Below are 18,832 nucleotides of genomic sequence, written 5' to 3' on the forward strand. Positions count from 1 at the left end.
GGATTTCCTGCAGGAGATTATGCCTGCCGGGGCTGGGCAAGACGCTTCCGCTTTTCTTACAAGGAGGAACGTGACATGAAAAAAATAATGTATCTTGAATTTGAACGATGTATTGGATGCCGGGCCTGCCAGGCAGCCTGCCGTGAGTGCGGTGACCATGATGCCAAGGAACGGAACTATGTCGAATACGTGGACTTCACTGAATCTCGCCAGACTTTCCCGATGTTGTGCTTGCAGTGCAAAGACCCGGCATGCGCGCGCGTCTGCCCGGCCAATGCAATCCAGATCACTGAAGAAGGCGTGGTCCTTTCAGCGATGGAGGAAAAATGCATTGGCTGCCGGAACTGTACATTTGGCTGCCCGTTCGGGATTCCTAAATTTGACTTTGAAAAGAACAAAATGTACAAATGTGATATGTGCTATGACAGGACGAGGGACGACATTCCACCGATGTGCGCTTCAGTCTGCCCAAGTGACGCAATCCGCTTCATCGACTTTGATGAAATGCAGCAATTGAGAAGAAGACGGACACAAATGAACCTGATTGAAGGCAAAAAACCACAGGAAGGCAACAAGTGGGATTACGTCCCGGAATTCTTTGGAGTTTATACGGATTCCCAACAATAATATGTGAAGCTGGAGGTGTCAGTTATGACGGAAGATAAAAATAACAAAAACCATCAATCTGACGACCAGGATATGATCAAGTTGATAGACAACCTGAACAGGAAAGATGATGTCAACATAAACAGAAGGGCATTTTTAAAAGCTTCGTTTGGGGCGACAGTGGCAATCGGGCTGGCCACCACTCCCTTTGGAATCATCTCATACCTGAAAGATCAGGATGGAAATGTAAAACGGGTTGAAATCACTGATGAAGCTGACCTGGATATCGGTGAAGCCAGGAATTTCAACTACCCCACCAAAGATGATCCCGCAATCCTTGTCAGGACCCCGGATGATAAGTTTGTAGCTTATAATAATAAATGTACCCACCTGCAGTGCCCGGTTTTTTATGAACATAAAGAAAATATCTTATTATGCCCTTGCCACAAAGGCTACTTTGACGTGAACAGCGGCCACCCAGTTGCGGGGCCGCCGCAGCGGGAGCTTCCGAAAATTCTTCTGGAAGTGAAAGACGGGAAAGTTTTTGCAGTGGGGAGGGAAGTAAGACATGGGTAAAAAACAGGCTGCATTTTTTTCAATTTTCCTGTTTCTCGTCATCAATATCGTGTCCCTGTCCAATGTGATCGAGGGGTTTTACGGAGAGGAATACGGCCATGTTTACACATTTATGTCCCTGGCTCTCCTTTCAACAGTGCTCGCAACAATCGCCTATCTCATCTGGAAGAAGCAGGAGTATAGAAAAAAGCAAAAATAGCACCGTGACCCGGTGCTATTTTTTCACACTTTAGGAAAGCTAAAATTGGCAGCAGCAGAAAACTCGACGCGGGGCCAATTTTAGGTACTAAGCAACTACGCTTCTGCCTTCGCCTCAAGGCTAGCCAATCGGCGAGTTTTCTTTATGATCCGGCAAAGGCTACGTCACCCAAACTGGCCAGCCGGTTCCACCGTTAGCTGTGTTCCTTCTATTTTCTTGTCACCAAACAATGTGATCAAGGTGCATGAAGTGATGCGGAACGGATTTACCGCAGTCGTGAATTCGGCAAGCAATCCGGCACCAAGCTGTTCACCGTTTTCCTTTTTTACAATTACATTCTGGCCTTCAAGTGTCTTCAATTTAGCGCTCACCAAAAATTGCTTCCAATCGTCCCAATTGCTGATCAGATATGCCTTGTCGCCATTTTGCAAATAACCGAGCTGGCATTTCGTTTCATCTATTTCCGCGCCCGTCGCCTCTGATATGCTGACGATGCCGTCATGCAACACCTGGAATTCCTCCAGACTGAGATGTTGGCTGATCTGAAATACGACTTCGTTCATTCCGGGCTGAAGCTCCGCAAGTGTCTTGCCTTGGTGCATGGCAATATAACTCCCCCCATTTTGTTGAACGAGGGTGGAACTAATTTCTTCTATAGTTACTCCTCTTAAGATAAGTTTCAGCATGTCTGTTTCTCCTTCGGACTGTTCATATAATTCAATCATATTGCTTTTTGCCGGGCTGCACAATACTGGAATCCTGTCCTGCGCGCCCTGCCCCCGCAATGCCGCCTTCAATCACGAATGGTATGAGTGCCGGGGCATATGTCCCAATAATCAATTTAATTACATGTTTGTATTCTAATTGAAAGCTAATTGAAATTTTTCGTAAAGAAAACTTTGATAGAATACTAGGACAGAGTTTTAACTTATGGCATAAAAGGAATAATTATATAACTTAAGAACTAAAATGAGTTTGTAAATATGTATTATGGAGGATTCAAAATGACATTGGAGAATCAGCTGATCGGCAAGGTGTTCTATGAAACACTCTTACCGCCTGATCAAACGGCACACCCGGTCCGTTTGCTCGGGGACCTGTACCAGGAAGAACAGAAAAAAGACATGCCGGATGTTTCCCATATCCGCTTTGCACAGGGTGAATTATATTTTCATAACAAAGATTTTGAGGCGGCCATTTTTAAATGGGAGAATATTAACAATCAGCTGGAGCCGTGGGCAAAGAAAAACATGGGAGATGCATTCTTCGAGCTTGGTTTGCTGACGACTGCCGAGGACATTTACAAATCTGTCCATACGGAAAGCCTGGTACTGAAAACGGAAATAGCCCTCCAATTATTGTCCGTGTACATAGAACAGGGCAAACGGGACGAGGCCGTAAACGTGATCAAGGGAGCGGTGGCCCTCAATCCGGAATATCCAAATGTAACCGGGCTGGCACGTGCTTTCTTTGAAGAAAACGGAGACTGGGGCAATGCCGTCGAGCTTGCGGTTAACGAAGCAATCCGGACAGAGTCACTCGAATGGTTTGATGTTCTTAAAACATATGTGGATAATGGCAGGGCACAATCTCTTCCACCGGTGTATTTTAATGAGGCTTTGGCAGTGCTCCACCGTGTTGACAGGGCGCGGTTTGAGGCGTTTGCTGCAAGCCTTTGGAACAGCTATAAGCAGGAAGGGATGGCACTCTCCTGGCAAATGACATTCGACCAGCTGTTCCTGGGCATGGAAGCAAGCCGCACAGATGCATGGCATGAACTGTCAGCCCTTTATAAGGATGCCTATTTGCAGTTGATTAACGGGCAGTATTATATCAATGAGTTGAAGGGTGTCATGCCAAACCTTTTGACAAACTGGCTCAAAATCACGGATTCTTCCCATGCAATGTTTGCTTCTGCAGCTGTGCTTGCCTGGCATGAGATCTTCCCGCTAAGCATTGATGAAACTTCCATTCAAGATGCAGAGACACTTGTCTATCAATCTCGCAGCATCACCAATGGAGTGGAGGAAACACTGCAATTATTTGAGGAAATCGTCAAATGGGCGGGGAACAATGATTTAGATGTTGGCAACCGTATTAGATGGATTGTGAAGGAGCTGTCTGATCTGCAAACAAGCCACCTTCTCGTTGCGGGACTGCCGGGCGCCGGAAAATCTTCGTTCATCAACTCTGTTCTCGGTGAAAAAGTCCTGGGCCCAGCTGCTACTTCCACTGTCGTCATGTTTAAGGATGGGGAAATAGCCAGCATCAATGAGATCGAGGACAACAAGGTGAGGGAAATCGAAGGCCTGGCTGAGTTTCATGAGAGAACCGATGTCCGCAAGCAAACACATTCCCGGGCCGCTGTCATTGATTTCACATTGCAAAGCCCATTTTTAAGGGAACATGGACTGGCGATTATCGATACTCCGGGGATTAATGGCACAAATGTAGAAAAGGTGATGACCTGTACCCAGTTTGCAGACAGCCTCCTGTTTGTAATGAATGTAAGTGCACCTTTTACTGAGCAGGAACAGGACATACTTTTACAAATACGGGATCAGGCACCCAATCTTCCTGTGCACTTCCTTCTGAATAAAATGGATACAATATACGACCAGCAGGAAGCTGTCGGCATTGTTGAGAATACATGGGCGCGGGTAAAAGAGTATTTCCCCCGTGCGAAAGTGTTTGCTTTTTCATCCACATATGAAAGCAAGGCCCAGCTCCGGGAGCTTGCAGAATTCATCAAAGAAAATTTCAGCACCCGGAATATTGCCGAAGACCGGACTGGAAAGCTGTTATTTTTTGTCCGAAGATTGATTAAGCAGCTGTTAGAAAAACGGTTTGAAAAGGAAAATGGACTGGTTGAATCAATACAGTGGAATGAGGACATGAAGGTGAAGCTGAATGGAGCCATTCATCAGCTGAATGATTTGCAGGAGGAAAAGACGAGGACAATCAAGAAATCGTACCAGCAAACAAAAAATGAAATAAAGGCTGAGCTTTTGGAAAAGATACCTGAACTGCTCAGGGGCTGTACAGACGTAATCAGCGAAGACAGCAATTTCCGCAAAATCCATCTCGAACTGAATGAGGAGATGAACAACCGTATCCAGAATTACCTGGATACCACTGTGCTGCCGAAATATTACAGCGCCCTCCAGGACTGGATAGCTTTTGCGAAGGAAGAATTCAACGAGAGCCAAAATTACTTAAATGAATTAAGCGATGGCTTTAATACGTTATATGGTGAAGACCGGATGAGCCTGGAATGCGATTTTAAAGTGCTTGACGATTGGCGCAGGGATTCAGACAGGATGACCAGGGGCGTCCAACTGGAAAAAGTAAACATCCTGCTGCGCTTCACCCCGCAACAATTTTTATTGAAAAGCGCCGGAACACTATTGGGTGCACTGTCGCAGAACCGGACAATGCTGCAAACGAGGTACCAGACATTCCTGGAAAATGAAGACTACCATGACACTGCGGCCTCAATTGCCGACAGGTTCCTGCTGCAGTTCGACTTATTTGAGAAATCGCTGGACCGGGATGTTGCCATCTTTTTCCGTAATCCATTGGATGTATTGAATCATGCGGTGGCAGAAGCTCAAACATCAATTGAAACAAGCAGGGCAGCCCTGGAAAATATGCGGGCGAAACCAGAAATCTACCAGGATCCGTTAACACTGTTCGAATTAAGGCTCCGCCAGTATGAGTGGATCTCGGTAGCAGGACGATAGAAGCAAACAGACGATTCTTTTGCTTCCATGGTACTATCGGTGTTTTGTGAAATATGCGGTTCTAAAAACGGAGGGTGCTGCGGCGCCTTCCGTTTTTATATGTTTACGTGCGCGAAACCCGCTATAGAAAACATTTTTCGTGCTTCCAATCCTTTTATGTGCGCCAATACCCGTTATAGGCCCCCCTTTCTTGGCTTCCCAATGGAAGGCCACTGACTTTTTCCTTGCTAAAAACCATTGTAAAAAATCCGGGTAAGATTTAAAATAAGGGAGAGATAGTTAATTAATTTAATTAAGTCAACAACTTAAAAGTGGGGTGCCGGATTGATACATATCTATCAACAAATCCAACATTTATTGGATTACGGGATCAGCGAACAGTTATTTCAACCCGAGGATGAAATTTATGTACGAAACCGCATTCTGTCGATCCTGAAGCTTAATGACTGGGAAGACAGTGGGGCGGAAACCAAGCGTCCGCAGCTTACGGCCATTCTGGAGAGAATATTGGACTGGTCTCATCAAACCGGCAGGCTTGACACGAACACCATAACCGAGCGTGATATTCTCGATACAGAACTGATGGACTGCCTGATGCCACGCCCGTCAGAAATCATCAGCAAGTTTTACGAAAATTTCCGGGAAAGCCCATCAAAAGCTACAGACCAATATTATCGAATGTCAATTGCTTCGAATTACATCCGGGCGGACAGGATTTTGAAAAACAAGCAGTGGCAAGCATCCACACCTTACGGGGATATCGATATTACCATCAATTTGTCCAAGCCTGAGAAGGATCCAAAAGAGATCGCATTGTTAAAGGATGCGCCTGCTTCCAATTATCCAACCTGCGTTTTGTGCAGGGAGAACGAAGGCTATAAAGGAACGTTCAGCCACCCGGCAAGGGCATCCCACCGGACGATCCCTTTGCAGCTCAATGGTGAAGACTGGTTCCTTCAATATTCTCCTTATGTTTATTACAATGAGCATTCGATTGTGTTCAAAAGTGAGCATGTGCCGATGACAATTTCGCGGGCCACTTTTGACCGGCTGCTTGATTTTACGGAAAAATTCCCGCATTACTTTATCGGGTCCAACGCCGATTTACCGATAGTGGGCGGATCGATCCTGTCGCATGACCACTTTCAGGGCGGCCGCTACACCTTTGCGATTGAAAGAGCGAAAATAATAGAAACAATGAAGCTTCAGGCTTATCCGTCGGTTACAATCGGGCTCGTAAAATGGCCGTTGTCGGTCGTCCGGGTAAAGGGAAATAAAAAAGAGACAGCTGAAGTGACAGAATTGATCTGGCGAAAATGGCAATCGTACAGTGACAGCCAAGCAGATGTAATCGCATTCAGCGGTGAAACTCCACATAATACTGTCACACCGATTGCAAGGCGGCGTGGAGAGCAATACGAAATGGATATAGTTTTAAGAAACAACCGGACGACAGATGAATATCCGGACGGAATCTTCCACCCCCACCAGGAGCTCCATCATATCAAGAAAGAAAATATCGGCTTGATTGAAGTAATGGGTCTGGCGGTGTTGCCAGGAAGGCTGGACACCGAATTGAAAGCCATAGCCGGCTACCTGTTGCACCCGGTTGACCGGGACCAGTGGGATCCGTCACTGCTTAAGCATTGGGTCTGGCATGCTGAAATCCTTGAAAAATATGAAAATATTACTGCGGAAAATGTGATGTCGATTATTGAAGCAGAAGTCGGCCTCAAATTCCAAACTGTGCTTGAGCATGCAGGCGTATTCAAACAGACTGGGGCAGGCATACAATCTTTTAAAAAATTCCTCGATACTCTTGTTTAAATGGCATTGAATTAGATATATAGATTGCTTAATTTAGCATTAACCAATAAATGACACAAACTACTGAAAGAAGGTTTGTTTATGAACAAGCATGAATTCTTCACTCTGTTTTTCGAACAATTTGGTTATAGCAATGGGGTTCGTATCTTTTTCGCGCCAGGACGGGTAAACTTGATTGGCGAACACACTGATTACAATGGCGGTTATGTTTTTCCTGCAGCTCTAACTTTTGGCACCTGGGCAGCAGTAAGTGCCCGTACAGACGGCATCTACCGGTTCCGATCCACTAATTTTCCATCAGGGGCAGACACTAATGTGAATGAGCTGGCCTATAAGGAGGAAGATGATTGGGCGAACTACCCTAAAGGGGTCCTTAAAGAGCTTATCCAGATGGCTGGGGCGGATCAGGCCCAACTGTTTAGCGGAGCGGATATCCTGTTCCACGGCAATATTCCAAATGGGGCCGGACTGTCCTCATCTGCCTCCATCGAGTTGGTTACCGCACTTGCCCTTAGCCGAACGGCCGGCCTTAAAATCCCGATAATAGAGCTTGTAAAATTGGGACAGCGGGCAGAGAACCGTTTTGTGGGGGTAAATTGCGGGATTATGGATCAATTTGCAGTTGGCATGGGAAAGCAAAGTCATGCTATTATGTTAAAATGTGATACATTGGAATTTCAGTATGTCCCGGTTAAAATAGACGGACATAAGATTGTGATTACCAATACAAATAAACGGCGCGGTCTCGCCGTATCAAAGTACAATGAACGCAGGAGCGAGTGTGAGACAGGGCTGTCAATCATCCAAAAACAGCTGCCAAACGTAAAGTCACTTGGCGATGTAAGCTACGCCGAATGGGAAAAGGTTCGCTATGCGATTGAAGATGGCACGATCCGGCGCCGCGTTGAACATGTCATAACCGAAAATGGAAGAGTAATATCAGCAAGGAAAGCGCTAGAGGAAAATGATCTGGACGCTTTTGGCGAATTGATGAATCAATCACATGAATCGTTACGGGACTTATATGAAGTGACAGGTTTTGAGCTTGATGTCCTGTTTGAGGAAGCTTCAAAGGCACCGGGCTGCGTCGGAACGAGAATGACTGGCGCCGGTTTCGGGGGCTGCAACGTAAGCCTTGTGAAGGAAGAATCGGTTGGGAATTTTAAACAGGCTGTCGCTGCTAATTACACTGCAAGGACTGGCCTGGAGCCGGATTTCTATGTGTGTGAAATCGGCGACGGTACGAAAGAAATTACTGAGGAGGAATAGAAAATGGCAATTTTGGTCACAGGCGGAACAGGCTATATTGGAAGCCATACTGTTGTGGAATTGTTAAACCAGGGTGAAGAAGTCATCATCATCGACAACCTGCGGACAGGACATCAAGAGTCGGTTACAGGCGGGACGTTTTATGAAGGGGATCTTCGTGACCGCGAATTCCTTGACCGGGTGTTTTCCAATCATGACATTGAGGCAGTGATTCATTTTGCCGCTAGCTCACTGGTCGGGGAAAGTGTGCAAAAGCCGCTTGATTACTATGAAAATAACCTGATTGCGTCCCATTCGCTTGTATCGGCCATGCTCGACCACGGTGTGAAAAAGATTGTCTTTTCTTCGACGGCGGCAACATATGGGGAACCAAAGCAAATTCCGATCCGGGAAGAAGATGAAACATCCCCGACAAGCCCTTACGGTGAGACGAAGCTGGCGATGGAGAAAATGTTCCGCTGGTGTGACGGGGCATACGGGCTGAAATCGATTTCCCTGCGCTACTTCAATGCCGCCGGGGCGCATCCTGAAGGCATGATTGGCGAGGACCACGATCCGGAGAGCCACCTAATCCCGATCATTCTGCAAGTTGCGCTCGGCCAGCGTGAAGCAATAGGCATTTTTGGCGATGACTATCCAACAGAGGACGGAACCTGTATCCGTGATTACATACATGTCATGGATTTGGCAAATGCCCATTGGCTGGCGCTGGAGCATTTACGAAAGAATGAGAGCAGTGATGTTTTTAACCTGGGTAATGGTAAAGGCTTTTCTGTAAAAGAAGTAATCGAAACAGCCCGCAAAGTGACAGGCCATTCGATCCCTCAAAAAGTGAGCCCAAGGATGGCAGGAGACCCTGCCATCCTGATTGCATCTTCGGAAAAAGCCCGCAATGTACTTGGCTGGGAGCCAAAATACAATCAGCTTGAAACAATCATCGAAACCGCATGGAGATGGCATCAGGCCCATCCACACGGCTACGGCGATAAAAAATAACAGCTATTTGAAAAGAGTGAAACGGCAAGCCATCAACTTTTGAGGGCTTGCCGTTTTTTCTATGGAGACAGTTCCAGACTCGACCGTAAGTAACCCGCCCGAAATCTGGGTTTGTCGTTAAAAAGGGTCGCCAATTACCCGAATAAGCACCCGGGATTTGGCTTTGTTAGCAGAACAGGGGCTCCAATAACCCGTCCGAATTGTCAAAAATGAGCTCCAATTCCCCGCTTTGCTAACAAGAAGGGCGCCGATGATTCCATCTAAGCTGAAAAAATTTGCACCAGGATCAATGCTACAGCACCGATGACTGTTGCGTCCTCCCCAAATTTAGAGGCCATGATTTGAGTTTGCCTGGCGGATTGGGTCAAAGTTCTTTGCTCGATGGCTTCGACTACATTTTTCACAACAAATTCACTGGCATTTGACACACCGCCACCAATAATGATCCTCTCCGGATTAATCGTATGGATCAAATTGGTTATCCCCACCCCAAGATATCGTCCGGCCTGGTTTAATACCGACTGGCACAGACTATCTCCCAGTAAGGCAGCTTTATAGATGAATTCTCCGGTAACCCCGTCTATATCACCCGCGAGCTCGGTTACTTTACTAGGGGTGCCACGCCTCAATTCCTTTTTAACTTGTTCTGCAATTGCTGGTCCAGATGCAAAGGTTTGCAGGCATCCGTAATTCCCGCACGTACATTTCGGTCCGTCGATGTCAATGGTCATATGGCCGATTTCCCCACTGATATCATGCTGTCCCCTATAAATTTTACCGTCAATGATAATACCAGCACCAATGCCGCGGCCGACATTGATACAAACCAGGCTGTCTACTCCGGCGCCATGCCCAAACCACAATTCACCAAGGCTCATTGCCCGGGCATCATTTTCTACCATGACCGGTATATTAAATTCCTGCTCAAGTACTTCTTTGATTGGAATGTTTTTCAGTTTCAAGTTAGGCCCGAAAATGGACAGTCCTTCTTCGGCATCAACAATCCCGTGCATGGCCACGCCAATGCCAAGCACTTGATCCATGCCGGTTTCACTTTTATCCTGGATGGAACCAATTGCTTTCTTCATCAGCTCAAGAAGCCCGTCATTTGTTATTGGGCTAGGCATCTGAAATACTTGTTTTCTGAGGATGTCGCCATTCAGGTTTGCCACGATCACCTTCAGGTGGTGAGATCCAATATCAAGCCCAATTATAAGAAATCGGCCGCTGTTCAATTTTAGCAGCGTCGGCTTTCTGCCGCCGCTTGATTCTCCAAGCTCTGTTTCAATAATGATCCCGGTTTCCAGCAATTCTTTAACAAGATTGCTGACTGTCGGGGGAGTGAGCTTTGTCAGTTTGGCAATCTCAGCTCTCGAAATTGGCTCTTTTTCCCGGATCAAATTTAAAATAACAGATTTATTAAGCGACTTCATCCACTGAAAACTTCCTGTTAATAAACTTTTCTCCATAAAAATCCCCCGATTAAACCAATGTGATAGTTACTTAATTAAATTTAATTATAAACTATGTTGGAATTAAACTATAACACGAAATTAACTCATTAGGCTGAATGTATTAATAGCTTCTACCAGGACACATTGCTACATACCATGTTATGTACTGCTTATGAAGGACTTGGCAATTTGAAAATAAAAACTGGTTATAGGTATGCCAGTTCAAACATATAAATTATTGTCGAGCTTGGCTACTTTTTTAATGTAACTATGAAAATATAATATTTTGGGGGTCAGTAACGATGAGGAGAATTGTTTATCAGGCATTTGCTGCTGCTGCCGCTCTTATGTTAGTCCTCTCAGCCTGTGGAACGAGCCAGACAAGCGGTGGCGGATCAGGAGATTCAAAGAAAACGCTCAGGGTCGTAACAGATGCTGCATATGCTCCATTCGAGTATATGGAAAAAGGGAAGATTGTTGGCTTTGATGTCGATGTATTGAACGCGGTCGCCAAAGAGGCCGGATACGAAGTGAAATTTGACGATGTTGGCTGGGATCCGATATTTGTTGAAATCGAAAGCAAGCGAGCCGACCTGGCCGTTTCCTCCATTACAATCAATGATGACAGGAAACAAACCTATGACTTTTCCGTTCCATACTTTCTGTCAATCAACAAAATTTTAGTGCCGGAGGATAGCAGCATTAAAAGTGCACAGGACCTTAAAGACAAGAAGGTAGCAGTCCAAAATGGAACGACCGGCCAGGAGGCAATGGATGATCTGCTCGGTAAAAACAATGAGAACATCAAAAAATTCGATAATAACAATCTGGCAATCATGGAATTAACGAGCGGCGGGGCTGATGCTGTTGTCGCCGATAACGGGGTAGTTGAAGCATACGCGAAAAATAATCCCGATAAAAAGCTCAAAGTAGTTGATGACAGTGCGAGCTTCGACCCGGAATACTATGGCCTGATGTTTCCTAAGGGAACGAAGCTGAAAGCTGATTTTGATAAAGCGATTAATACAATCCTTGAAAATGGAACCTACGCAGAAATTTATAAAAAATGGTTCGGAACCGAGGCGGATATTGACCAGCTGAAAGACCAGCAATAAATATGAGCAGCAAACGAAAATGCGTAACCCTTGAATCAAAGTGTTACGCATTTTTATCATACAACTTTTGGACAAGGGGTCTATTAGGAGTGGAACTGAAATGAGTTTTCGGTATGACATTATTATTGAATACGCGCCATTGCTGTTAAAAGGAACATTGCTGACGATCGGCCTTTCCCTGGCAGGGATTATGATTGGAACGGTATTGGGCCTTTTTATAGGATTAGGGAAGATGGCGCGCCACCGCATTTTGTCACTGCCTTTTGTCTGGTACATCACCTTTTTCCGGGGCACACCATTATTCGTCCAGATTCTGTTAATTCATTTTGGGGTTGTGCCCCAGTTCACCGGGGAAACGAACGGGATAGCAGCCATGATTCTGGCACTGTCACTGAATGCAGCGGCCTACATTGCGGAAATTTTCCGGGCAGGGATTCAATCAATCGATAAAGGGCAAATGGAAGCGGCCCGTTCACTTGGGATGAGCCATGTCCAGGCAATGAAATTTGTCATACTGCCCCAGGCTTTTAAAAGAATGATCCCGCCGCTGGGCAATGAATTCGTCGTACTCGTAAAGGAATCATGCCTTGCCGCGGTAATTGCCGCCCCTGACATGATGTACTGGGCAAGAGCCATGGCCGGCCAGTATTACCGTGTATGGGAACCTTATTTAACAGCGTCATTGATTTATCTAATCCTGACTTTATCATTAAGCTTTCTGTTAAGCAGACTGGAGAGAAAACTGGAAACCGGATGATAATCATTGAAAAACTAGGGAAAGGGTTTAGGAACCATCATTCGAGAATTTCAGAATCAGGAGCCAACGGGCAAGATGAAGAAAAGGGAGCATCCCTGGATAAGATGTCCCTCAAATTTCGAAGGTATAATCTTAAAAAGCCAGCATTGCTCCACTTTCGTCAAAGACTAGGTTGGATTCCACTTTCTAGAAATTGTTTTCAGGGTCTGCAAAATATGAAGTGATTGGCACGGCAAAACGTTTACGAATTTTTGTTAAAGCCGCAAGCTGCCATACTCAGGCAGCTCCTAATTTATTTCTGCAACAAACGCTTAATCGCAGAAATTACAATTTCTGGCTCATCATGTTGTATATAATGTGCACTATTATGTGCGATGATTAATTCACTGTCATCGGATATATTTAGGATTTCCTTTTGCAATTCATGCCACAAAGCCTGTGACTTTGGTGAATAATGAGCTTTCTTCCCGGCAGACAAAACGATGACAGGCACGCTGCCAAGATGCCTTTGACTTTGTTTTATTTGATTTAAGCTTTCCATAAATTCTTCATATGTACCTTCATGGACAAACTGTTTGTTATATGCTTCCTGGAATTCCGCAGACATGGTTGGCAGGAACCGCTCTTTGTAATCCTCGGGCGTTGAGTCAACCAAAATAACCCCGGCAACTTCAATGGGAAACTCTGAAGTGTACAGACGGACATTAAGACCGCCAAAAGAATGGCCAACCAAAATATACGGAGGCTTTAAGCAAGCTTTTGTGAGGAGCTCATTCAGTTCTTTTACCATTTCTTTGCTTGTCCGCGGATTCGGGCTTTTTTCACTGGTACCCAAACCAGCCCGGTCATATACGAAAACCTTTGTCAATTTAGCAATCTCGGGAATGATCTTATCCCAGGCATTTGAAAAATCACCATACCCAGCTTCCATAACTACTGTCGGGTTGCCATTACTCTGGCCAATCGTTTTTGTAAATAATTTATAACCGCCATCGAGCTCAATGAATGATTCAGTTGCTGTCTTTTTACATTCCATTCCAATCCCCCAAATGATTTTATTAACATCAATTCTACTATCAATCCGGCTGTAAATCAGCAGAAAAGCCCGGAGCCAAATGGCCGCGGGCTTTTCCTTATAAATCAGGATAATTTCAAGGACTTTGAGAATTGTCCAGCTCCAGCGCCTTAGCGGCGAGACGCCTTCGCTCTCCGCCCTACGATAAGTCAGCATCGAATCGCCCCCGGCTCTTCGTGTTTCCTTAATCTTAGTTGGAGCGCTCCGACGGACAGGATGTCCTAGTGCCGACGTTGCCACAGGATAAAGAAACCTTCGGCAGCGATACATCGCACGACTGAAAGCGAGCTTTTAGGAGGAAGTGGCGTACTTAGTCGGCCAGGCCATACGCCACTGAACAGGGCGCTTGCGCTTTTCTTAACAGCACCTCGAAACTTTTCCGCCTTTCGCATTATAGCGGGCTTCCTGAGCTTCACAGAAAAATTCTTTTCTTGATTTGATTGCGGTTCCGGGATGATGGGCCTGCATATGCTCGACGTACTTTTCATAGCTTGGCACACCGACGAGCAGGCTGATGAACTGCTTCCGGTATTTCAGGATTTCCTGTAATCTCTTAAGCATAATGTTTGATGTCTCCCTCGTCACGCGGTACATATGGCGATTCATGCAGATCCAGCTTCTGGTTGGTGAGAACCTTGGCCCAGATGCGGAGAGCAGAGATAAAAACGGTTATCACGACGAGCATGAAAGCAGCACACAATGCAGCATCTACATAATCGTTTATTAACACTTGTCTCATCTGCGCTTCATTGGCAGCGGGTGCGAGTACTTTGCCTTCGTCAAGCGCTTCTTTAAATACCTTGGCATGTGACAGGAAACTGACTTTAGGGCTTTCATGGAAAAGCTTTTGCCAGCCGGCAGTCATTGTTACGATCAATATCCATGTCGTAGGGACAAGCGTGACCCATACATAAGCTTTTTTGCCCATTTTAAACAGGATCGTCGTTCCAAGCAGGAGCGCAATACCGGCAAGCATCTGGTTTGCAATCCCGAACAGCGGCCATAATGTGTTAATTCCGCCAAGCGGGTCGATTACACCCTGGTACAGGAAGTACCCCCAGAAAAGAACACATAACGTAGTCGCGATAATATTCGGAACGAGCTTGTCAGTACGGGCGAAAGGCTTGTACACGGTTCCGAGAATATCCTGGATCATAAAGCGGCCGACCCGTGTTCCGGCATCTATTGTCGTTAAAATGAACAGTGCCTCAAACAGGATGGCGAAGTGGTACCAGAACGCCATCAAAGCTTTTCCCCCGATCACTTCCGAGAAAATGACCGCCATGCCAATTGCGAGCGTCGGCGCGCCGCCTGTACGGGAGAGGACGGTTTCTTCACCGACATCATCGGCAAGCCCTGTAATATCATCAGGTGTAATAGTAAAGCCCCAACTGGAAACAGTCTGGGCAGCCTGTACGGCATCGGTGCCGATGACAGCTGGCGGGCTGTTGATCGCAAAATAAATTCCAGGCGTAAGCACGCACGCTGCAATCATCGCCATCACAGCAACGAAAGATTCTGTCAGCATGGCACCATAGCCGATCGGCCTTGCATGTGATTCCCGCTCGATCATTTTCGGTGTTGTACCAGAAGAAATCAACGAATGGAAACCTGAGACGGCGCCACAGGCAATCGTGATGAATAAGAACGGGAACATATTTCCTGAAAATACCGGGCCTGTACCGTCAACGAACTGGGTTACGCCTGGCATATTCAAATCAGGTGCCACAATAATAATTCCGAGTGCGAGTCCAACAATGGTCCCGACTTTAAGGAACGTGCTCAAGTAGTCCCGTGGTGCAAGCAGCAGCCATACAGGCAATACAGAAGCAACGAATCCATAAATGATCATCATGATCGCAATCGCTTCACCTTTAAAAGTGAACATTTCTGCTAGAGAAGGGTTCTCCGCAACATACTGGCCCAAATAAATTGATAAAAGCAGCAGCACAACACCGATTGCGGACGCTTCGCCCACCCGGCCGGGACGTATGTAACGCATGTAAATTCCCATGAAAATAGCAATCGGGATTGTCGCAGCAATTGTGAACATTCCCCATGGGCTTCCTGTAAGCGCTTTTACAACAACCAACGCTAAAACTGCCAATAAAATAATCATGATTCCTAAAATGCCAATCATGGCAATCAGGCCAGTAACACGGCCCATTTCTTCCTTAATCATTTCCCCAAGCGATTTTCCGTTGCGGCGCATTGAACCGAATAAAATGATGAAATCCTGGACAGCCCCGGCCAATACCACGCCGACTACAATCCAGAGCGTTCCCGGCAAATACCCCATCTGGGCAGCGAGAATCGGGCCGACAAGAGGGCCGGCGCCAGCGATTGCGGCGAAGTGGTGCCCGAACAATACCCATTTGTTTGTTGGCACATAGTCCTTGCCGTCATTGTTGATTTCCGAAGGGGTTTTGCGTGTGTCATCAAGTTCAAAAACTTTTTTTGCCATAAACCTGCTATAAAATCTGTAGGAGACCGCGTAAACACAGACGGCAGCAGTCAACAGCCAGATTGCGTTGATGCTTTCCCCGCTGTTGAGGGCCATCACTGCGAACCCGAGAGCACCGAGTGCAGAAACAAGGCCCCAGATGATAATGGATTTTAAAGCTTTCAATTATTATCCCACCTTTCTTTGGTATATTATTATTATATTTTATAATTCTGAATTTTTGTATAAATATTATTCCCGAGAAAAACATAGCGTTTAGAAGTGATTTTTACAAGTAACAGAAGAAGATATAAAATCAATAGTGAGAATAAAGCAAGGCGCGGTTATTAACCCGTCATGCATAACCGGGGGGGTAAACATGGATCAGGGTTCAGGAAAAACAGTAAGTAAAAAGATGCGCTACCTTGCGATCGGACTGATTGTTGCTTCTTTCATTTTCTATTTGTTGATTCCAGCGGCAGCCCTTTTGCCGTTTGCTGCAAAAACGAAGCTGGTACTATCCGGAGTGCTAGCGGTAATGGGGGAAGTATCCTTTTGGGTCGGCGGATTTATCCTTGGAAAAGAAGCTGTCAAAAAGTACAGGAAATATTTTAATCCGGCTCGATGGTTCAAAAAATGATAGGCATAAGAAGCGCAGGCCTATTCCGAAGGAACGCCTGTCAATTTTAAGCCAATATTTTGGAATTGATGAGGGGTTGCTGGTAGATGAAAAGAATTTTACCAGAAATATAAACCCGGTCTCAAAAATAGACATCCAAATGATCCTTTTAAACAAAATGATTGAAGAAGGGAAAGAGGATGTGGAACCGTATAGAGAAAAGCTACAAAAGCTGCAGGGTGAAAGAGTTAAGCAAATAAGAATCGCCCGGTTAGCATCCATCCTTAACCAGGAAAACCCTGAAATCAATCGTATAATCGATGCTGTCTTAGACAGGGTAGAATCAGGAAACCTGGACAAGCTGCAACAATTGGTTTGATGAATAAGAATGTCTTCCTTTTCAAGGGGGCATTTTTTTGGGCTATTAAAGTGTAAACCAAATACTTGAAACTTCAGATTTGTTATACATACAAAGATGAAAATGGGAGTCAGCCTGTTGAGAAATTTCATTTTTATGGCTTGTTGTTTCTATTGTTGACCGTGATCATCAGTATTGTATTGGATTATTATAAGTTTGGCTTTGCGGTTGGGTTTTTACTGATAGGCGCGCTAACATCAGCCGGGGTAATATTTTCAACGGACAATAACACTTATGTTCATAAAAGCAGGCATGACGACTATGTAGACAGAAAGAGAAATTGTAATGACTTCGTGCAACCCTCAAATAAAGGGGTGCTGTTTTTTTACTGGAGGCTAAAAAATTCTCCAATATTTGCCGGAACCGACTAATATTCCAAACTGCATCCACATACATTTTAATGGTGCCGATTTTGCGGAAATAGGAGGTGGCGGCCATGGACGTGGTTGTAAGACAAGGTGATTCTTTCTGGGATTACAGCCGGTTGTTTAAAATAACACTTCAGCTCATTATAGATTCAAACCGGGAGGTTCAAGCCACCCAGCTCCAAATCGGCCAGAAGGTGAAGATTCCAGGCTTTGTTGCTGTTGATTATAAAATAAGGCCGGGTGATTCTATATGGCATATTGCCCGCAGCAATAATGTAGAACTCGACGGCTTGTTTCTTGTTAATCCTGGCTTGAGTTCACATGAGCTGAGGGTTGGCCAGATAATGACGGTGCCAGTGCGTGTTACTTGGAGCATCGTTCAAGCGAGGCAATTATATGATTATGACAAAATGATGAGCGACCTGAGGTGGCTCAAGAAGGTATATCCATTCCTCACTGTACTTCCCATAGGCCGCTCAGTTCAGGAAAGGGAATTACCGGAGGTCATAATAGGAAATGGCCGGAAAAGGGTGCATTTCAACGGTTCGTTTCATGGAAACGAGTGGATCACAACGGTCGTGATCATGACCTATTTAAATGATTACCTGCTGGCGCTTACGAACAACACATGGATACGGGGTCTGCCAATGTACCCCTATTACAAACAAACAACATTGTCAATTGTCCCGATGGTCAATCCGGACGGAGTCAATCTTGTCTTGAACGGCCCGCCTGAAGAAGAGCCCTGGCACACGAGAGTTGTTGAATTGAACGGGGGCAGCAAGGACTTCACTCGCTGGAAAGCGAATATCAAAGGTGTGGATTTGAATGACCAGTTCCCTGCAAAATGGGAGAAAGAGCGGGAAAGGAACCCGAAACAACCGGGACCACGGGATTATACCGGCGAAAAGCCGCTGACCGAGCCAGAAGCGATCGCTGTAGCCCAGCTGATAAGCATGCGCGATTTTGCCATGGTGCTTGCTTTCCATACCCAGGGAGAGGTGATTTATTGGGGCTTCGATAACCTGGAGCCGCCGGAATCACAAACGATCGTGACGGAGTTTGGCAGGGTCAGCGGGTATGAGCCGGTCAAAACAATCGAAAGCTATGCCGGATGCAAGGATTGGTTTATCCAGGAATGGCGCAGACCCGGTTTTACAATTGAACTGGGGCGCGGGATCAATCCGCTCCCAATATCCCAATTTGATAAAATTTACCAAGAAGCACTCGGGATTTTCCTGGCGGCGCTATACATGTAATGGGTGTGAAACGCCATTCAAGGGCCTCCATGTTTAATAATATGAAGGACAATTTCCCCGTATCCACGGAGGATTTTCTCCTTCATCACCGCCATGAAGGACAGTTCT

Annotated in this window: 17 protein-coding genes; 12 read left to right on the plus strand and 5 right to left on the minus strand. The window is 45.7% G+C overall.

The features are described 5' to 3' along the window. Positions 1–75 precede the first annotated feature (75 nt). From CVD19_RS10010 to CVD19_RS10020, 3 genes are read left to right on the plus strand one after another with little or no spacing between them, the layout of a single operon-like run. Complete coding sequence (locus CVD19_RS10010; RefSeq protein WP_101581722.1) at positions 76–627, plus strand: 4Fe-4S dicluster domain-containing protein; 552 nt, start codon at positions 76–78, stop codon at positions 625–627. Positions 628–651: 24 nt separating this feature from the next. Further along, positions 652–1,182: a Rieske 2Fe-2S domain-containing protein gene (locus CVD19_RS10015; RefSeq protein ID WP_101581723.1), complete on the plus strand. Its 531-nt coding sequence runs from the start codon at positions 652–654 to the stop codon at positions 1,180–1,182. Next, entirely contained in the window at positions 1,175–1,381 is a 207-nt protein-coding gene (locus CVD19_RS10020; RefSeq protein WP_101581724.1) for a hypothetical protein, read from the plus strand. Before CVD19_RS10015 ends, CVD19_RS10020 begins: the two co-directional genes overlap by 8 nt. A gap of 164 nt (positions 1,382–1,545) precedes the next feature. Here the strand turns inward: CVD19_RS10020 and CVD19_RS10025 are convergent, their stop codons facing one another. Then, positions 1,546–2,067: a hypothetical protein gene (locus CVD19_RS10025; RefSeq protein WP_142383515.1), complete on the minus strand. Its 522-nt coding sequence runs from the start codon at positions 2,065–2,067 to the stop codon at positions 1,546–1,548. A gap of 318 nt (positions 2,068–2,385) precedes the next feature. Between CVD19_RS10025 and CVD19_RS10030 the strand changes: the two genes are divergently transcribed. The 4 genes from CVD19_RS10030 (at position 2,386) to galE (ending at position 9,216) form a co-directional block, all read left to right on the plus strand. After that, on the plus strand, positions 2,386–5,124 hold the full coding sequence (locus CVD19_RS10030) for a dynamin family protein (protein ID WP_101581726.1): 2,739 nt from the start codon (positions 2,386–2,388) through the stop codon (positions 5,122–5,124). 324 nt (positions 5,125–5,448) lie between these two features. Further along, positions 5,449–6,951 (plus strand): UDP-glucose--hexose-1-phosphate uridylyltransferase, encoded by a 1,503-nt coding sequence (galT, locus tag CVD19_RS10035; RefSeq protein ID WP_101581727.1) that lies wholly within the window; start codon positions 5,449–5,451, stop codon positions 6,949–6,951. An 81-nt stretch (positions 6,952–7,032) separates the two neighbouring features. Beyond that, positions 7,033–8,220 (plus strand): galactokinase, encoded by a 1,188-nt coding sequence (locus tag CVD19_RS10040; RefSeq protein WP_101581728.1) that lies wholly within the window; start codon positions 7,033–7,035, stop codon positions 8,218–8,220. A 3-nt stretch (positions 8,221–8,223) separates the two neighbouring features. Then, positions 8,224–9,216 carry a UDP-glucose 4-epimerase GalE gene (gene galE, locus CVD19_RS10045; protein WP_101581729.1) on the plus strand — a complete coding sequence of 331 codons (993 nt, stop codon included), beginning with the start codon at positions 8,224–8,226 and terminating at the stop codon, positions 9,214–9,216. Positions 9,217–9,476: 260 nt separating this feature from the next. On the opposite strand, the gene CVD19_RS10050 is transcribed toward galE, so the two are convergent. Then, entirely contained in the window at positions 9,477–10,685 is a 1,209-nt protein-coding gene (locus CVD19_RS10050) for an ROK family transcriptional regulator (protein WP_101581730.1), read from the minus strand. A gap of 287 nt (positions 10,686–10,972) precedes the next feature. Between CVD19_RS10050 and CVD19_RS10055 the strand changes: the two genes are divergently transcribed. Both CVD19_RS10055 and CVD19_RS10060 read left to right on the plus strand, forming a co-directional pair. After that, positions 10,973–11,785, plus strand: a complete 813-nt coding sequence (locus tag CVD19_RS10055; protein ID WP_101581731.1) for a basic amino acid ABC transporter substrate-binding protein — start codon at positions 10,973–10,975, stop codon at positions 11,783–11,785. A 100-nt stretch (positions 11,786–11,885) separates the two neighbouring features. Continuing rightward, on the plus strand, positions 11,886–12,542 hold the full coding sequence (locus CVD19_RS10060; protein ID WP_101581732.1) for an amino acid ABC transporter permease: 657 nt from the start codon (positions 11,886–11,888) through the stop codon (positions 12,540–12,542). Positions 12,543–12,834: 292 nt separating this feature from the next. Here the strand turns inward: CVD19_RS10060 and CVD19_RS10070 are convergent, their stop codons facing one another. From CVD19_RS10070 to CVD19_RS10080, 3 genes are all read right to left on the minus strand, one after another. Next, entirely contained in the window at positions 12,835–13,578 is a 744-nt protein-coding gene (locus CVD19_RS10070; RefSeq protein ID WP_101581761.1) for an alpha/beta fold hydrolase, read from the minus strand. Positions 13,579–13,974: 396 nt separating this feature from the next. Further along, positions 13,975–14,178, minus strand: coding sequence for a YbdD/YjiX family protein (locus CVD19_RS10075; protein WP_101581734.1), 204 nt, complete (start codon positions 14,176–14,178; stop codon positions 13,975–13,977). After that, a complete protein-coding gene (locus CVD19_RS10080) occupies positions 14,171–16,246 on the minus strand; it encodes a carbon starvation CstA family protein (RefSeq protein WP_101581735.1) in 2,076 nt (691 codons plus the stop codon). The genes CVD19_RS10075 and CVD19_RS10080 overlap by 8 nt, the downstream gene beginning before the upstream one ends. Positions 16,247–16,439: 193 nt before the next feature. Here CVD19_RS10080 and CVD19_RS10085 point away from each other — a divergent pair, with 193 nt between their 5' ends. The 3 genes from CVD19_RS10085 to CVD19_RS10100 all read left to right on the plus strand — a co-directional run bounded on the left by CVD19_RS10085 (position 16,440) and on the right by CVD19_RS10100 (position 18,724). Beyond that, entirely contained in the window at positions 16,440–16,700 is a 261-nt protein-coding gene (locus CVD19_RS10085; RefSeq protein ID WP_101581736.1) for a transporter suffix domain-containing protein, read from the plus strand. Beyond that, entirely contained in the window at positions 16,636–17,058 is a 423-nt protein-coding gene (locus tag CVD19_RS10090; protein ID WP_101581737.1) for a hypothetical protein, read from the plus strand. Before CVD19_RS10085 ends, CVD19_RS10090 begins: the two co-directional genes overlap by 65 nt. Before the next feature lie 475 nt (positions 17,059–17,533). Continuing rightward, entirely contained in the window at positions 17,534–18,724 is a 1,191-nt protein-coding gene (locus CVD19_RS10100) for a M14 family metallopeptidase (RefSeq protein WP_101581738.1), read from the plus strand. The last annotated feature ends 108 nt before the right edge of the window (positions 18,725–18,832 follow it).

The organism is Bacillus sp. T33-2 (assembly GCF_002860205.1).
In the GTDB taxonomy this organism is placed as follows: domain Bacteria; phylum Bacillota; class Bacilli; order Bacillales; family Cytobacillaceae; genus T33-2.

Excerpts from the sequence above, each read along its gene's own strand:
- CVD19_RS10010 (WP_101581722.1), top strand. The coding sequence starts at position 76 with ATGAAAAAAATAATGTATCTTGAATTTGAACGATGTATTGGATGCCGG.
- CVD19_RS10015 (WP_101581723.1), top strand. The coding sequence starts at position 652 with ATGACGGAAGATAAAAATAACAAAAACCATCAATCTGACGACCAGGAT.
- CVD19_RS10020 (WP_101581724.1), top strand. The coding sequence starts at position 1,175 with ATGGGTAAAAAACAGGCTGCATTTTTTTCAATTTTCCTGTTTCTCGTC.
- CVD19_RS10025 (WP_142383515.1), bottom strand. The coding sequence starts at position 2,067 with ATGCTGAAACTTATCTTAAGAGGAGTAACTATAGAAGAAATTAGTTCC.
- CVD19_RS10030 (WP_101581726.1), top strand. The coding sequence starts at position 2,386 with ATGACATTGGAGAATCAGCTGATCGGCAAGGTGTTCTATGAAACACTC.
- CVD19_RS10040 (WP_101581728.1), top strand. The coding sequence starts at position 7,033 with ATGAACAAGCATGAATTCTTCACTCTGTTTTTCGAACAATTTGGTTAT.
- galE (WP_101581729.1), top strand. The coding sequence starts at position 8,224 with ATGGCAATTTTGGTCACAGGCGGAACAGGCTATATTGGAAGCCATACT.
- CVD19_RS10050 (WP_101581730.1), bottom strand. The coding sequence starts at position 10,685 with ATGGAGAAAAGTTTATTAACAGGAAGTTTTCAGTGGATGAAGTCGCTT.
- CVD19_RS10055 (WP_101581731.1), top strand. The coding sequence starts at position 10,973 with ATGAGGAGAATTGTTTATCAGGCATTTGCTGCTGCTGCCGCTCTTATG.
- CVD19_RS10060 (WP_101581732.1), top strand. The coding sequence starts at position 11,886 with ATGAGTTTTCGGTATGACATTATTATTGAATACGCGCCATTGCTGTTA.
- CVD19_RS10070 (WP_101581761.1), bottom strand. The coding sequence starts at position 13,578 with ATGGAATGTAAAAAGACAGCAACTGAATCATTCATTGAGCTCGATGGC.
- CVD19_RS10075 (WP_101581734.1), bottom strand. The coding sequence starts at position 14,178 with ATGCTTAAGAGATTACAGGAAATCCTGAAATACCGGAAGCAGTTCATC.
- CVD19_RS10085 (WP_101581736.1), top strand. The coding sequence starts at position 16,440 with ATGGATCAGGGTTCAGGAAAAACAGTAAGTAAAAAGATGCGCTACCTT.
- CVD19_RS10100 (WP_101581738.1), top strand. The coding sequence starts at position 17,534 with ATGGACGTGGTTGTAAGACAAGGTGATTCTTTCTGGGATTACAGCCGG.